The organism is Pseudoalteromonas sp. AOP31-A2-14 (genome assembly GCF_052378035.1).
Lineage (GTDB): Bacteria > Pseudomonadota > Gammaproteobacteria > Enterobacterales > Alteromonadaceae > Pseudoalteromonas.
Genome location: NZ_JBQSXI010000001.1, coordinates 3,154,485 through 3,169,563, shown reverse-complemented (window position 1 = coordinate 3,169,563; position 15,079 = coordinate 3,154,485). Strand labels below are relative to the sequence as shown.

At 42.7% G+C, this 15,079-nt stretch carries 19 protein-coding genes and 1 rRNA gene; 19 read left to right on the top strand and 1 reads right to left on the bottom strand.

All coding sequences use genetic code 11. The annotated features are described in order from the left end of the window. Positions 1 to 137 precede the first annotated feature (137 nt). On the bottom strand, positions 138 to 1,301 hold the full coding sequence (locus tag ACT3S9_RS14650) for a hypothetical protein (RefSeq protein WP_441834342.1): 1,164 nt from the start codon (positions 1,299 to 1,301) through the stop codon (positions 138 to 140). A gap of 571 nt (positions 1,302 to 1,872) precedes the next feature. Between ACT3S9_RS14650 and ACT3S9_RS14645 the strand changes: the two genes are divergently transcribed. From ACT3S9_RS14645 to ACT3S9_RS14555, 19 genes are all read left to right on the top strand, one after another. Further along, positions 1,873 to 3,816 carry an AsmA family protein gene (locus tag ACT3S9_RS14645; protein WP_441834341.1) on the top strand — a complete coding sequence of 648 codons (1,944 nt, stop codon included), beginning with the start codon at positions 1,873 to 1,875 and terminating at the stop codon, positions 3,814 to 3,816. A 265-nt stretch (positions 3,817 to 4,081) separates the two neighbouring features. Beyond that, positions 4,082 to 4,450 carry a 50S ribosomal protein L14 gene (rplN, locus tag ACT3S9_RS14640; RefSeq protein ID WP_441834340.1) on the top strand — a complete coding sequence of 123 codons (369 nt, stop codon included), beginning with the start codon at positions 4,082 to 4,084 and terminating at the stop codon, positions 4,448 to 4,450. Between the two features lie 10 nt (positions 4,451 to 4,460). After that, entirely contained in the window at positions 4,461 to 4,775 is a 315-nt protein-coding gene (gene rplX / locus ACT3S9_RS14635; RefSeq protein ID WP_441834339.1) for a 50S ribosomal protein L24, read from the top strand. A gap of 16 nt (positions 4,776 to 4,791) precedes the next feature. Continuing rightward, positions 4,792 to 5,331, top strand: coding sequence for a 50S ribosomal protein L5 (gene rplE / locus ACT3S9_RS14630; protein ID WP_441834364.1), 540 nt, complete (start codon positions 4,792 to 4,794; stop codon positions 5,329 to 5,331). 10 nt (positions 5,332 to 5,341) lie between these two features. Further along, complete coding sequence (gene rpsN / locus ACT3S9_RS14625; RefSeq protein ID WP_130049941.1) at positions 5,342 to 5,647, top strand: 30S ribosomal protein S14; 306 nt, start codon at positions 5,342 to 5,344, stop codon at positions 5,645 to 5,647. A gap of 21 nt (positions 5,648 to 5,668) precedes the next feature. After that, on the top strand, positions 5,669 to 6,061 hold the full coding sequence (gene rpsH / locus ACT3S9_RS14620) for a 30S ribosomal protein S8 (RefSeq protein WP_441834338.1): 393 nt from the start codon (positions 5,669 to 5,671) through the stop codon (positions 6,059 to 6,061). Positions 6,062 to 6,074: 13 nt separating this feature from the next. Beyond that, a complete protein-coding gene (gene rplF, locus ACT3S9_RS14615; RefSeq protein ID WP_441834337.1) occupies positions 6,075 to 6,608 on the top strand; it encodes a 50S ribosomal protein L6 in 534 nt (177 codons plus the stop codon). Positions 6,609 to 6,617: 9 nt separating this feature from the next. Continuing rightward, positions 6,618 to 6,968, top strand: a complete 351-nt coding sequence (gene rplR, locus ACT3S9_RS14610) for a 50S ribosomal protein L18 (RefSeq protein WP_441834336.1) — start codon at positions 6,618 to 6,620, stop codon at positions 6,966 to 6,968. A gap of 9 nt (positions 6,969 to 6,977) precedes the next feature. Next, complete coding sequence (gene rpsE, locus ACT3S9_RS14605) at positions 6,978 to 7,484, top strand: 30S ribosomal protein S5 (protein WP_016710200.1); 507 nt, start codon at positions 6,978 to 6,980, stop codon at positions 7,482 to 7,484. Between the two features lie 3 nt (positions 7,485 to 7,487). Beyond that, positions 7,488 to 7,670, top strand: a complete 183-nt coding sequence (gene rpmD, locus ACT3S9_RS14600) for a 50S ribosomal protein L30 (RefSeq protein ID WP_441833677.1) — start codon at positions 7,488 to 7,490, stop codon at positions 7,668 to 7,670. Positions 7,671 to 7,675: 5 nt separating this feature from the next. After that, a complete protein-coding gene (gene rplO, locus ACT3S9_RS14595) occupies positions 7,676 to 8,110 on the top strand; it encodes a 50S ribosomal protein L15 (protein ID WP_441833678.1) in 435 nt (144 codons plus the stop codon). Between the two features lie 10 nt (positions 8,111 to 8,120). Further along, entirely contained in the window at positions 8,121 to 9,449 is a 1,329-nt protein-coding gene (secY, locus tag ACT3S9_RS14590) for a preprotein translocase subunit SecY (protein ID WP_441834335.1), read from the top strand. A gap of 22 nt (positions 9,450 to 9,471) precedes the next feature. After that, positions 9,472 to 9,585: a 50S ribosomal protein L36 gene (gene rpmJ, locus ACT3S9_RS14585; RefSeq protein ID WP_002959476.1), complete on the top strand. Its 114-nt coding sequence runs from the start codon at positions 9,472 to 9,474 to the stop codon at positions 9,583 to 9,585. 125 nt (positions 9,586 to 9,710) lie between these two features. Beyond that, the gene (rpsM, locus tag ACT3S9_RS14580) at positions 9,711 to 10,067 is read left to right on the top strand and encodes a 30S ribosomal protein S13 (protein WP_441834334.1); all 357 of its coding nucleotides are present in this window, start codon (positions 9,711 to 9,713) and stop codon (positions 10,065 to 10,067) included. A gap of 12 nt (positions 10,068 to 10,079) precedes the next feature. Further along, positions 10,080 to 10,466 (top strand): 30S ribosomal protein S11, encoded by a 387-nt coding sequence (gene rpsK, locus ACT3S9_RS14575; RefSeq protein ID WP_002959471.1) that lies wholly within the window; start codon positions 10,080 to 10,082, stop codon positions 10,464 to 10,466. Between the two features lie 21 nt (positions 10,467 to 10,487). Further along, positions 10,488 to 11,108 carry a 30S ribosomal protein S4 gene (gene rpsD, locus ACT3S9_RS14570; protein ID WP_441834333.1) on the top strand — a complete coding sequence of 207 codons (621 nt, stop codon included), beginning with the start codon at positions 10,488 to 10,490 and terminating at the stop codon, positions 11,106 to 11,108. Positions 11,109 to 11,132: 24 nt separating this feature from the next. Further along, a complete protein-coding gene (locus ACT3S9_RS14565) occupies positions 11,133 to 12,119 on the top strand; it encodes a DNA-directed RNA polymerase subunit alpha (RefSeq protein ID WP_404342176.1) in 987 nt (328 codons plus the stop codon). A 39-nt stretch (positions 12,120 to 12,158) separates the two neighbouring features. Beyond that, positions 12,159 to 12,560, top strand: coding sequence for a 50S ribosomal protein L17 (gene rplQ / locus ACT3S9_RS14560; RefSeq protein WP_441834332.1), 402 nt, complete (start codon positions 12,159 to 12,161; stop codon positions 12,558 to 12,560). Positions 12,561 to 13,512: 952 nt separating this feature from the next. Next, positions 13,513 to 15,048, top strand: a 16S ribosomal RNA gene (locus tag ACT3S9_RS14555). Positions 15,049 to 15,079: the final 31 nt, after the last annotated feature.

Below are 15,079 nucleotides of genomic sequence, written 5' to 3'. Positions count from 1 at the left end.
ACTTAAAAAACAAAGGTATGAGTGTTTTATTAGAAAGGAAACTTAAATATCAAATGATAGTTACGCACTTTGTTGGTGCGTAAAAAAGCCCGTATGCACAACTCGGTTGCAACGGGCTGTATGTTTTCTAAACGAGTTTAGCCAAATATGGTGCGCATCAGGCTGATCGTTTCAGCAACGCCGCGGCCTTTTTCAACTTCGTTAATTATAGAGCCTCGTTTAGCGCGAATATGCTCAGGAATATCATCATCCGCTAAAGCACGGTCGACAAGTATTTCAGCTGATTCTTTACCTCTACGCACTTTTTTAGCGCCAGTGCTGGTGCTACGTTTAGGTTTGCTTAATAACTTTATATAGTTAGAGTTATTTGGGGTATTTTTATCTGCATAATAAAAAAAGCATGGTAATAATGCTTTTATAGCGACTAGTTGCTGTTCTAGCTCACTACTGCCATTGGCCATTTTAAACCAGGACATGCTATGAATAGCTTGCACAATGTCTTTCCAATAGCGTTCAAAGTCGCGATTGTTAAGCTTGGTAATACCTAATGCAGAGCATAGCGCTTCTAATCGAGAGTTATTAATCGGTGTAAATACATCTGGTCGGCGCATGGCTAAAAGGCGTGTTGCAGGGGCAAGTGTTGGTTTTTCATTACTATCATTAAATGCTAATAAGTAACTTACAACAAACTGTTGGTAATCAGTAGCAGTTACTTCACCTTCAAGCGGAATATGGGCAAGTGCATCATCAAATAATGCTGGTAAATCAGCCAACATTTGATGAAAACCTTTAGCGCTTTTGGTAGAAGCAAACCATTCTACGTCAAAATTATAACTACTTGGATCAAGTGAATTGGTGTGCTTACCGGTAAATGCGAGTAAATCCTCAGGGATCATTTCTTTTAAAGATTGCTCACGAAGGTTATTTATATAGCTTGTTAAGCGTAATTGTTCATCAAGAGCTAGTACTTCTTTGTGTTGCTCTACAAAAGTACTTACAACTGGCCAAGGTGCCACACGCAATGTTTTTAGTTGCAGAAAACTAATGGCAGAGATGAGCTGAACATGAAGTTTTTTTAATATTGGCAACTGACTCTTTTCAAGTAGATCGTAGTTAATGCGATCACGGCTTGCGTTGAGCAATTCATAGCACCAAGCTAGGAAGTCTTCAGGATAGCTTTCTACTTTTACCGCCATTAGGTTTAAGCTCAGCTCAGAGGCTTGCTTTAAAATATTTTGATAAATTTGACTTTCTTGTTCGCCTAATGTCATCTCTGACGGTGAAATTAGTAGTTTCTTCATGCCTGACAGTACTCCGAGTAGATACAGTTTAGAACACTAATTTTAGCGCAAAACCGCTTAAAGCAACAGCGTTGTGCGTCATATCGACGCGAATAAAGGGTTAGTGGGTTGTACCTCAAGCATATTTTTTGAATATATTGTCGGGAATAAAAGTATAACAGTTGTATGTTTTTGGCTGACAATATATTCATTTGGCGTAATTAGACTTTAAATTTAGATGTTGAACTGCTTTACTGTTTTAAAACGATGATCACCGATAGTGTAAGGCGAAAGAACTCTACAGTGCTCTAATAGTGACTCCAAATCGACATAGAAAACCAAGCGTTGTGACCGATAAACCTTCCTACTTCTATATATTTTTGTTTCATCGCGCCACACTCTGTTAAAACTTGTCACGTTAGGTATTATTGGTTAATGTTTTTTGTAACCTAAAGGTATTGATATGTTTAAGGAATGATTCAGATATCAACAGGTAAAATTTTATAAATTACTTTTTTCTACTCTTGGCAATGATTTCCAGAGTAACTCCCGCTATGATAATAATATTAATCGCACATTTGAAAGGATAGTCATGAAAACCTTGTTTAAAGTTATTGGCGTAATTTTATTATTGCTTGTTGCTTTGATAGTTGCAGCGCCATTTTTAATCCCTACAGACGCTATTTTTAATAAAGTATCTGAGCAGGTTGAAAAAACCACTGGACGCACACTTACTATTGATGGCGATAAAAGTTTATCGGTATTCCCTTCACTTAAGCTTGAACTAAACGATGTTCATTTTGCTAACATGCCTAGTGGCTCTCGCGCTGATATGGCGAGTATGCAGCAGTTGGCAATTCATATTCCGTGGTTTTCGCTATTTGGTGGTGAGTTTAAGCTCGAAAAATTTGTGATTAACGAGCCAAATATTTTGCTTGAAACCGATAAAAACGGTAAAGCGAACTGGCAGCTTTTTGATGCAGTAGCAGAGCAGCCGGCTAATACTGAGCAAGCGGGCGGGCCTACTAAGTTGCCTGAAAACTTTGATATTCAATTAGGTGAAGTGGCAATATACGGAGGAAAATTTACTTACCTTGATGGCGCAACAGGCGCTAAACAAGAAATAAGTGATTTAGACTTGGCCATTTTACTTCCTTCACTGCGTGAAACATTAGAGGTTGAAGGCGGTATTACCTATATGCAAGAACGCTTTGAGCTAGATGTAACACTCGATACGCTGGTTAAAGCGATTGAAGGCGATACTTTTAATATAATGCAAGCAATCACATCGAAGTTAGTCGATGTTGATTTTAAGGGCTCAATTGCAGATCAAGGTAAAGACATTCAAGGGCAATTATCACTTAGTGGTGATTCAGTTAAAAATATTGCTAAATGGCAAGGCGTTGAGCTAAATGCAAAAGAGAATGCCTTTAATGAATTTAACGTTAAAGGCAAAATGCGTTTACAAGGCGAAAAATTTACCTTAAGCGAATTACTTGCAACACTTGATGCATTACAAATTAAAGGTGAAAGCGATATTAACCTTGGTAAACGTTTAGCTGTGAATGCCGATATTGATTTAGGTATGCTTGATTTAAACCCATATTTGCCAGAAGCTGTTGCTAAAAATGAAGATGATGCATCACCGAGCAGCGATGCGCCAGCGCAGCCAATTGTGTGGGACGATACAAAAATGGATTTAAGTGCTCTGAATGCGCTAGATGCTAATATTATTGTGCAGTCAAGCGGTTTACAGGCAAATGATATAAAGCTAGGTGCCAATCAATTAACAGTTAACCTAGACAATGCAGTTGCAAAAATAAGCTTAGATAAATTTGCTGCTTATGAAGGTGATGGTAAAGGTATGATTACCGTTAATGCTAAAAAAGCACCTTACGCCATAGCGACTAACTTTAGCTTAGATAAAATCGATGCGCAGCCATTACTAACAGATGCCACAGGTTTTGATAAGCTTATGGGTAAGGGCTCACTTAATTGGGATTTAACAACGACCGGCGAAAGCCAGAAAGATTTTGTTAATGCGCTGCAAGGAAAGCTTGCTTTTGAATTTGCTGATGGAGCTGTTAAAGGTGCCAACGTAGCTGAAATGGTACGTAAGGGCAAAGAGCTGCTCAAAGGTAACTTTAATGCCGTGTCAGAAGGGTTAGATACTGGTTTTGATAATTCACAACAAACAGATTTCTCAGCATTAACAGGTAGTTTTAACTTTACTGATGGTGTTGGCAAAAATACCGATTTATCATTATTAAGCCCATTAATTCGTATTTCAGGCGAAGGAGATGTAGATTTACCAGCTGCAAATGTAAACTATCGCTTAGTGACGGGTATTGTCGATTCACTTGAAGGGCAAGCAACCACCGATGATAGTACTGGCTTTAAAGTACCACTACGTATTGAAGGGCCATTTCATGATGTGGGCATTAAACTTGATGTGAACGAAGCCGCAAAAGATGAAGTAAAAGATGAAGTAAAAGAAAAAGCAAAAGATAAACTAAAAGGCTTATTTGGCGGTTAACTTACTTACCTGTGATAAAACAAGGCGCATTTGCGCCTTGTTTTATAATCAACAACAAGCGTATTACCGCTTAACACCACACGCTAATTACTCTACAAGTAATCTTAATTAATTAAAAAATAACCTATCTCTTGCCTCCCATTGCTGGTACAATTGCCCGCCCTTAAGAGACAACTCGCTTGTTTTTTGGGTGGAATTTAACCTAAACGCTTTGATTTTAAACAAATTAAAGCCAGTTGTAATAACTACACCGGAGGTCATTAGCATGATCCAAATGCAAACTCAGCTGGACGTTGCTGATAACAGCGGCGCTCGCAAAGTGCAGTGTATAAAAGTCCTAGGCGGTTCGCACCGTCGCTATGCGGCTGTTGGCGACATCATTAAAGTTTCTGTTAAAGAAGCTATTCCTCGCGGCAAAGTGAAGAAAGGTGATGTAAGAAACGCGGTAGTTGTGCGTACTAAAAAAGGCGTTCGTCGTCCAGACGGTTCTTTGATCCGTTTCGACAGCAATGCGGCTGTTATCTTAAATGATAACTTGCAGCCAATTGGTACTCGTATTTTCGGTCCTGTGACTCGCGAACTTCGTAATGAAAAGTTCATGAAAATCGTTTCACTAGCCCCAGAAGTACTATAAGGAGTCTATCATGGCAGCAAAAATCCGTCGTGATGACGAAGTAATCGTACTAGCAGGTAAAGACAAAGGTAAGCGCGGTAAAGTGCTTTCAGTTGCTACTGAGTCTGGTCGAGTATTCGTCGAAGGCATCAACTTAATCAAGAAGCATCAAAAGCCGGTTCCACAAATGAATCAGCCTGGCGGTGTTGTTGAGAAAGAAGCGTCTATCGACGTATCAAACGTTGCGATCTTCAACTCGGAAACGAGTAAAGCAGATCGTGTAGGTTTCAAGATTGAAGATGGTAAGAAATTACGTATCTTTAAATCTACTGGTAAAACTATTTAATAGTTGGAGTAGAATGATGGCGAAACTGCATGAAGTATATAAAGACAAAGTAGTTTCTGAACTTCAAGAGAAGTTTGGTTTCAGCTCTGTCATGCAAGTCCCTCAGATCGAAAAGATCACACTGAATATGGGTGTGGGCGAAGCCCTAGCTGACAAGAAAATTTTAGATAACGCGGTTGCGGATCTAGAATCTATCTCTGGTCAGAAAGCTTTAATCACAAAAGCACGCAAATCTGTTGCAGGCTTTAAAGTGCGTGAAGGCTACCCGATTGGCTGTAAAGTAACCCTACGCGGCGAGCGTATGTGGGACTTTTTTGAGCGTTTGGTTTCAATCGCTATCCCACGTATCCGTGACTTCCGTGGTGTAAGTGCTAAGTCTTTTGATGGACGTGGTAACTACAGCATGGGCGTACGTGAACAAATCATCTTCCCAGAAGTAGATTATGATAAAGTAGACCGTGTACGCGGTATGGATATCACAATCACTACATCTGCGAAATCTGATGAGGAAGGCCGTGCGTTGTTAGAAGCGTTTAACTTCCCATTCAAGAAATAAGGGTAGGGTTATGGCAAAGAATTCTATGAAAGCGCGCGAAGCAAAGCGCACTAAATTAGTTGCTCAATACGCTGAAAAGCGTGCGGCACTAAAAGCTATCATCAGCGATGTTAACACATCTGACGATGATCGTTGGGACGCGGTATTAAAGCTACAGGCTTTACCACGTGATTCTAGCTCTTCACGTCAACGTAATCGTTGTAACGTTACGGGCCGCCCACATGGTTACCTTCGCAAATTCGGCATGAGCCGTATTAAAGTTCGCGAAGCAGCTATGCGCGGTGAAATTCCTGGCCTTAAAAAGGCTAGCTGGTAACAGAATCACGGGAGTAAGACTATGAGCTTGCAAGATCCTATTGCGGATTTGTTTACACGTATCCGTAACGGTCAGTCAGCGAAGAAAGTATCTGTAACGATGCCAACTTCAAAACTGAAAGTAGCAGTAGCTAAAGTACTAAAAGACGAAGGTTATATCGCTGATTTCGCCGTAAATAGCGAAGCGAAACCTGAGCTTTCTATCGAGTTGAAATACTTCGAAGGCAAAGCTGTTATTGAAAATATCCAGCGTGTTAGCCGCCCTGGTTTACGTATCTATAAGAAACGTGACACATTACCAACGGTAATGGGTGGTCTAGGTATCGCTATCGTATCAACTTCTAAAGGCCTAATGACAGACCGCACAGCACGTAGTGCTGGTGTTGGTGGTGAAATCATTGGCTTTGTAGCTTAATCGGAGGGGAACTATGTCTCGCATAGCAAAGGCACCAATTAATGTTCCTGCCGGTGTAGAAGTTACATTGAAAGGCCAGGAAATCACAGTTAAAGGCAAAAACGGTGAATTGACGCGTACTATCAACACTGCTGTTGAAGTACAACTTAATGACAACGTTATTACAGCTTTACCTCGTGAAGACGTAGCCACTGCATGGGCTCAAGCAGGTACTGCTCGCGCTCTAATCAACAACATGGTTGTTGGTACGCACGAAGGTTACGAGAAGAAGCTTCAGTTAGTAGGCGTTGGTTATCGTGCAGCAGCTAAGGGTAAAGTTTTAGACTTAACACTTGGTTTCTCACACCCAGTTAATTTCGAAGTTCCTGAAGGAATTACGATTGAAACGCCAAGCCAAACAGAAGTTCTAGTTAAGGGCGTAGATAAGCAGTTAGTTGGTCAAACAGCTGCTAACATTCGTGCATACCGTCAACCTGAGCCTTATAAAGGTAAAGGTGTTCGTTATTCAGATGAGAATGTACGCCGTAAAGAGGCTAAGAAGAAGTAAGGTAAGACGATGGATAAAAAAACAGCTCGTCTACGTCGTGCTAAACGCACTCGTAGAAATTATATTGAACAAGGCACTACGCGTCTTGTTATCCACCGCACGCCACGTCACATTTATGCTCAAGTAGTTAATACTGAGGGTAATGTACTGGCTGCTGCTTCTACTGTTGAGAAAGCTATTAGCGAAACAGTTAAAGGCACAGGCAATGTTTCAGCTGCGCAAGCAGTTGGTAAAGCAGTTGCTGAACGTGCGGCTGACAAAGGCATTGAAAAACTTGCTTTTGATCGCAGTGGCTTTAAATATCACGGCCGTGTGAAGGCGCTTGCAGATGCAGCGCGTGAAGCCGGTTTGCAATTCTAGGAGTAGACAATGGCTAACGTAGAAGCAAAGCAACAACAGCCTGATTTAGCTGAAAAGCTAATCGCGGTGAACCGTGTGTCTAAAGTAGTTAAAGGTGGTCGTATCTTTAGCTTCACTGCACTAACAGTAGTTGGTGACGGCGCAGGTAAAGTAGGTTTCGGTTATGGTAAAGCACGTGAAGTTCCAGCTGCTATTCAAAAAGCAATGGAAAAAGCACGTCGTAACATGATCAATGTAGACCTAAATGGCAACACATTACAGCATCCTGTTAAGGGACGTCATGCTGGCTCACAAGTGTTTATGAAACCAGCCTCTGAAGGTACTGGTATCATTGCAGGTGGTGCTATGCGTGCAGTACTTGAAGTTACTGGTGTGCAGAACGTACTTTCTAAATGTTACGGTTCTACTAACCCGATCAACGTTGTACGTGCAACGATCTCAGCTCTTGAGAATATGAACTCTCCTGAGTCGATTGCTGCAAAACGTGGTCTTCGAGTAGACGAGATTTTGGGGTAAACCATGGCTAATAAAACTGTAAAAGTAACACAAGTAAAGAGCTCTATCGGTCGTTTACCGAAACATAAAGCTACATTACGCGGTCTTGGTTTACGTCGTATCAATCACACTGTTGAATTGGAAGATACAGCATGTGTACGTGGTATGATTAACCGTATTTCATACATGGTTAAGGTTGAGGGGTAATTCGAATGCATTTGAATACACTTTCTCCTGCTGCAGGATCAAAATCTGCTGGTAAACGTGTTGGTCGTGGTATCGGTTCTGGTCTTGGTAAGACTGGTGGTCGTGGTCACAAAGGTCAAAAGTCACGTTCTGGCGGTAAAGTACGCGTTGGTTTTGAAGGCGGTCAAATGCCTATGCAACGTCGTCTGCCTAAGTTCGGTTTCTCTTCTCGCAAATCATTTGTATCTGCAGAGATAAACCTATACGAAATCGCCAAAGTTGAAGGCGATGTGGTAGACCTAAGTGCGTTACAAGCAGCTGGTCTAGTTAAAAAGAACGTTCAGTTCGTAAAAGTTGTTAAATCTGGCGAAGTTTCACGCGCAGTTACCGTTAAAGGCCTTAAAGCCTCAAAAGGTGCTCGCGAAGCTATTGAAGCTGCCGGAGGCAAGGTAGAAGACTAAGGAAGTAGTAATGGCTAAACCAGGTCAAGATATGCAAAGTGCACAAGGTGGACTTTCGGAATTGAAGCGTCGACTACTGTTCGTATTAGGCGCTATCATTATTTACCGTCTAGGTTCATTTGTGCCGATCCCTGGGATTGACGCCGCTGTACTTGCCGATTTCTTCGAGCAACAAAAGGGCACCATTGTTGAAATGTTCAACATGTTCAGTGGTGGTGCGCTTGAGCGAGCTTCAGTGTTAGCACTGGGTATTATGCCGTACATCACAGCATCGATTATTACGCAACTATTAACGCATATGTATCCGCCGTTTATAGAGCTTAAGAAAGAGGGTGAACAAGGGCGTAAGAAAATTAGCCAGTACACACGCTATGGCACGCTTTTGCTTGCTACTATCCAATCAATCGGTATTGCCACAAGCTTACCGGGTATGATGGACGGGTTAGTTGTTAACCCAGGTATGGGATTCTATTTCACCGCAGTGGTGAGTTTAGTAACCGGTACTATGTTCCTTATGTGGTTGGGCGAGCAAATAACAGAGCGCGGTATCGGTAACGGTATCTCGGTTCTAATATTTGTTGGTATAGTAGCTAACCTGCCGTCTGCTATTGGTTCGACAGTTGAGATGGCGCGCCAAGGTGATCTGAATGTTTTTGTACTGTTGATGGTTGCTGTAATTGTATTCGCTGTTACTTATCTTGTAGTGTTCTTTGAACGTGGCCAACGTCGTATCGTCGTTAACTACGCAAAGCGCCAACAAGGTCGTCAGGTATTTGCTGCTCAAAGCACGCATTTACCACTAAAAGTAAACATGGCGGGTGTTATTCCACCAATCTTTGCTAGCAGTATAATACTGTTCCCTGGTACTATTGCCAGCTGGTTCGGCCAGGGTGAAGGTCCTGTCGCTGATGTGCTACAAGCAATTGCTACAACGTTGACTCCAGGTCAACCTTTGTATGCATTAGTTTTAGCAGCGGCTATTATCTTCTTCTGCTTTTTCTATACAGCGTTGGTATTTAACCCGCGTGAAACAGCAGATAACCTGAAAAAATCTGGCGCATTTATCCCAGGTATTCGTCCAGGTGAGCAGACATCGAAATACATTGATAAAGTGATGACACGCCTGACATTGGCAGGTGCTTTGTATATAACCTTTATCTGTCTGGTGCCTGAATTCATGACCATGGCATGGCAAACGCCATTCTACTTCGGCGGTACATCAATTTTGATTATCGTTGTTGTGATCATGGACTTTATGGCACAAGTACAAAATCATATGATGTCTCATCAATATGATTCTGTGCTGAAAAAAGCGAACCTTAAAGGCTATGGTCGTTAAGGTCAGTTTACGGAGTTGAGCAATGAAAGTACGTGCTTCCGTTAAGAAAATATGCCGTAACTGTAAAGTTATTAAACGTGCCGGTGTTGTACGTGTAATTTGCAGTGAGCCAAAGCATAAGCAAAGGCAAGGCTAATTAAACAGTCGTGCAGGCTGAGATTTCTCGGCCTGTGTTTTTAATTGTGATTTGGTCTTCGTTTGAGTATCCTTACGGGCTTTTCAAACTTATGATTACCAAATTCAACTATAGGAGATGTGTTAGTGGCCCGTATCGCTGGCATTAACGTCCCTGATCATAAACATGCAGTTATTGGTTTAACTGCTATTTATGGCATAGGTAAGACTCGCTCTAAGGAAATCTTAGCAGCGACTGGTATCGCCGAGACCAAAAAAATCGGTGAACTTTCAGATGAACTACTTGATGTACTGCGTGAAGCAGTTGGCAAGTACACTGTAGAAGGTGATCTTCGTCGTGAAGTTACTTTGAATATCAAGCGCCTTATGGACCTTGGTTGTTTCCGTGGCCTACGTCACCGTCGCTCTTTACCACTACGTGGTCAAAGAACTAAGACTAATGCGCGTACCCGTAAGGGTCCTCGTAAGCCTATTAAGCGATAAGGGGATAGTATTATGGCTAAGACACCAATTCGTCGTAAAAAGGTTAAAAAGCAAGTTGCTGATGGTATGGCTCATGTTCATGCGTCTTTCAACAACACTATTGTAACGATTACCGACCGTCAAGGTAATGCACTATCATGGGCTACTGCCGGTGGTTCAGGTTTCCGTGGTTCACGTAAATCTACACCATTTGCTGCTCAGGTTGCTGCAGAGCGTGCAGGTACTGCTGCTCAAGAATACGGTTTAAAAAATCTAGAAGTTTTCATCAAAGGTCCAGGTCCAGGTCGTGAATCTGCTGTACGTGCTTTGAATGCTGCTGGTTACCGTATTACCAACATTACTGACGTGACGCCTATACCACATAATGGTTGTCGTCCACCGAAGAAACGTCGCGTTTAACAATAGGTTAGGAGAAATAACATGGCAAGATATTTGGGCCCTAAGCTCAAGCTGAGTCGTCGTGAAGGTACTGACCTGTTCCTTAAGAGCGGCGTAAGAGCTATCGACTCTAAGTGTAAACTTGAGACTGCACCTGGTCAGCACGGCGCTCGTAAAGGTCGCTTATCTGATTACGGTTTACAATTACGTGAAAAGCAAAAAGTACGTCGTATCTACGGTGTATTAGAAAAGCAATTCCGTAACTATTATAAAGAAGCTGCTCGCCTTAAAGGTAATACAGGTGAAAACTTGTTACAGCTTTTAGAGCAACGTTTAGACAATGTTGTATATCGTATGGGTTTTGCTAGCACACGCGCAGAAGCACGTCAGTTAGTAAGCCACAAAGCGATTTTAGTTAATGGTCGTGTTGTGAACATTCCTTCTTTCGTAATTTCTGCAGAAGATGTAGTAGTTATTCGTGAGAAGTCAAAAACACAAGCACGCATCATCGCTGCTCTAGAGTTGGCTGAGCAACGTGAAAAGCCGACTTGGGTTGAAGTTGACGGTAAGAAAATGGAAGGTAATTTCAAACGCCTACCAGAGCGTTCAGACCTGTCTGCGGACATTAATGAACAACTAATCGTCGAACTTTACTCTAAGTAAAGTTAAGAGTTAAGAGAGGATAAAATGCAGGGTTCTGTTACAGAATTTCTAAAACCAAGGTTAGTCGATATCGACGCTATTAACCCAACGCGTTCTAAAGTAGTTTTAGAACCACTAGAGCGTGGCTTCGGTCATACTCTGGGTAATGCCTTACGCCGTATACTGCTTTCGTCTATGCCTGGATGTGCAGTAACTGAAGTTGAAATCGACGGTGTATTGCATGAGTACAGCGCGAAAGAGGGTGTACAAGAAGACATCATTGAAATTCTGTTAAACCTTAAAGGTCTAGCAGTAACGTTAGAAGGCAAAGATGAGGTTTTTCTGACCCTGGCTAAATCTGGTGTAGGCCCTGTGACTGCGGCAGATATTCAGCACGATGGCGACGTAACAATCGCTAACCCAGATCACGTTATTTGTCATTTAACGACAGATAGCAGCGAGATCAGCATGCGTATTCGTGTTGAACGCGGTCGCGGTTATGTGCCGGCATCTAGTCGTTTATCCTCTGATGACGATGAGCGTCCAATTGGTAGATTGTTGCTTGATGCATCATTCAGCCCAGTTGAACGTATTGCGTACTCGGTTGAATCAGCCCGTGTTGAGCAACGTACAGACTTAGACAAGTTAATCATTGATATGGAAACAAACGGCACCTTAGATCCTGAAGAAGCGATCCGCCGTGCGTCTACTATCTTAGCTGAGCAATTAGATGCATTCGTAGATTTACGTGATGTAACTGAGCCAGAAGAGAAAGAAGAGAAGCCAGAATTCGATCCTATTCTGCTTCGTCCAGTTGATGATCTTGAACTAACAGTACGTTCAGCAAACTGTTTGAAAGCCGAGCAAATTCAATATATCGGTGATTTAGTTCAACGCACTGAAGTTGAGCTTCTTAAAACGCCTAATCTAGGTAAGAAGTCTCTAACTGAAATTAAAGACGTGCTAGCTTCACGTGGTCTTTCTCTAGGTATGCGCCTAGAAAATTGGCCGCCTGCAAGCCTAGCTGAATAATCTAAATCACTATATTAGTTTAGTTAGAAGGATAGGGTCATGCGCCATCGTAAGAGTGGTCGTCAATTAAACCGTAACAGTAGCCATCGTAAAGCGATGTTCAGCAATATGGCAGGTTCTTTGGTGAAACATGAAATCATCAAAACTACTTTGCCAAAAGCGAAAGAGTTACGCCGTGTAATTGAACCTTTAATCACACTGGCTAAGACTGACAGTGTAGCAAATCGCCGTTTAGCGTTTGCTCGCACGCGTGATAATGAAGTAGTTGGTAAGTTATTCAGTGAAATCGGTCCTCGTAACGCGGATCGCCCAGGTGGTTACACTCGTATTATTAAGTGTGGCTTCCGTACTGGTGATAATGCACCAATGGCTTATATTGAACTTGTAGGTCGCCCAGCGACAAACGAAGAAGTTCAAGAAGACGCGCAGTCTGCAGAGTAAGTCTTAAAGAGATACCAAAAAGCCGAGCTTATGCTCGGCTTTTTAATGTCTAAAACTTACCGACCAATCTATATTAACACACGCCTTTTTGCATAAACTTAGAACTGTTACTCAATAATTGAATAACAAAATCATGTCATATAATTGTTCTTGGCTATTGCTCCTATATTGCTTTTCCTTCTACATCCATGTTGTCGTATCTTAGTAATTATGAGCTAAGTATCTGTCAGGGACTCCTAGTTACAAAAGTGAGCTACTTGAACAATGCTAGTAACATAAAAATTATTAATATTAATATCTAAAGGGTACTTTTGATCAAACTGTCAAAAATCAAGGATCTTTCGATAATGCGGGCATTTAATTAGTATACTTTAGGTACTTAGTTTAGTGAAATAATAGATAGGTTGGACTCTTTGATACGGTTAATGAGTGTCTTTTAGTTGTGTTTTTGACCGTTTAGCTCAAATATTCAGCGAACAGTACTTTATTTCAAGTTTTCTTTAAAAAACGCTTGCGTAAAAATCTGTCCTCCCTATAATGCGACCCCACTGACACGGCAGAGCAGGCAACGCTTAGCGAGGCAAGCAGCAAGTCAGTGAGTCGAGTAAAACTTGAGTTTAGATTTTTTAGAAAGTTTAAAATTAAGTATTGACAAAAAAATAGGAAAGCGTAATATGCGCAGCCCTAGCGAGGTAAAGCAAAGCGCTTTAATCGCAACGTTCTTTAACAATATAAAGCAATCATCTGTGTGGGCACTCGTACAGATTGAGTTCTAACAGCCGATTCTAGTTCGCTAGATGAGGCAAAAAATTTAGAGTCTCAATTGAACTGAGTGACCAACGGAATAAATTTATTTATTCAGCACAGTCAATTCAATATCGAAAGATATTAAATAAATTCAGAATTCATTGAGCATGTCCGCTCCCTTTATGGGAAGGACAGAAAAAACTTTTAATTGAAGAGTTTGATCATGGCTCAGATTGAACGCTGGCGGCAGGCCTAACACATGCAAGTCGAGCGGTAACAGAGAGTAGCTTGCTACTTTGCTGACGAGCGGCGGACGGGTGAGTAATGCTTGGGAACATGCCTTGAGGTGGGGGACAACAGTTGGAAACGACTGCTAATACCGCATAACGTCTACGGACCAAAGAGGGCTTCGGCTCTCGCCTTTAGATTGGCCCAAGTGGGATTAGCTAGTTGGTGGGGTAATGGCTCACCAAGGCAACGATCCCTAGCTGGTTTGAGAGGATGATCAGCCACACTGGGACTGAGACACGGCCCAGACTCCTACGGGAGGCAGCAGTGGGGAATATTGCACAATGGGCGCAAGCCTGATGCAGCCATGCCGCGTGTGTGAAGAAGGCCTTCGGGTTGTAAAGCACTTTCAGTCAGGAGGAAAGGGTTGTAGTTAATACCTGCAATCTGTGACGTTACTGACAGAAGAAGCACCGGCTAACTCCGTGCCAGCAGCCGCGGTAATACGGAGGGTGCGAGCGTTAATCGGAATTACTGGGCGTAAAGCGTACGCAGGCGGTTTGTTAAGCGAGATGTGAAAGCCCCGGGCTCAACCTGGGAACTGCATTTCGAACTGGCAAACTAGAGTGTGATAGAGGGTGGTAGAATTTCAGGTGTAGCGGTGAAATGCGTAGATATCTGAAGGAATACCGATGGCGAAGGCAGCCACCTGGGTCAACACTGACGCTCATGTACGAAAGCGTGGGGAGCAAACAGGATTAGATACCCTGGTAGTCCACGCCGTAAACGATGTCTACTAGAAGCTCGGAACTTCGGTTTTGTTTTTCAAAGCTAACGCATTAAGTAGACCGCCTGGGGAGTACGGCCGCAAGGTTAAAACTCAAATGAATTGACGGGGGCCCGCACAAGCGGTGGAGCATGTGGTTTAATTCGATGCAACGCGAAGAACCTTACCTACACTTGACATACAGAGAACTTACTAGAGATAGTTTGGTGCCTTCGGGAGCTCTGATACAGGTGCTGCATGGCTGTCGTCAGCTCGTGTTGTGAGATGTTGGGTTAAGTCCCGCAACGAGCGCAACCCCTATCCTTAGTTGCTAGCAGGTAATGCTGAGAACTCTAAGGAGACTGCCGGTGATAAACCGGAGGAAGGTGGGGACGACGTCAAGTCATCATGGCCCTTACGTGTAGGGCTACACACGTGCTACAATGGCGCATACAGAGTGCTGCGAACCTGCGAAGGTAAGCGAATCACTTAAAGTGCGTCGTAGTCCGGATTGGAGTCTGCAACTCGACTCCATGAAGTCGGAATCGCTAGTAATCGCGTATCAGAATGACGCGGTGAATACGTTCCCGGGCCTTGTACACACCGCCCGTCACACCATGGGAGTGGGTTGCTCCAGAAGTAGATAGTCTAACCCTCGGGAGGACGTTTACCACGGAGTGATTCATGACTGGGGTGAAGTCGTAACAAGGTAGCCCTAGGGGAACCTGGGGCTGGATCACCTCCTTATACGATTTAGAACTTATTTGTTCGTAGTGTC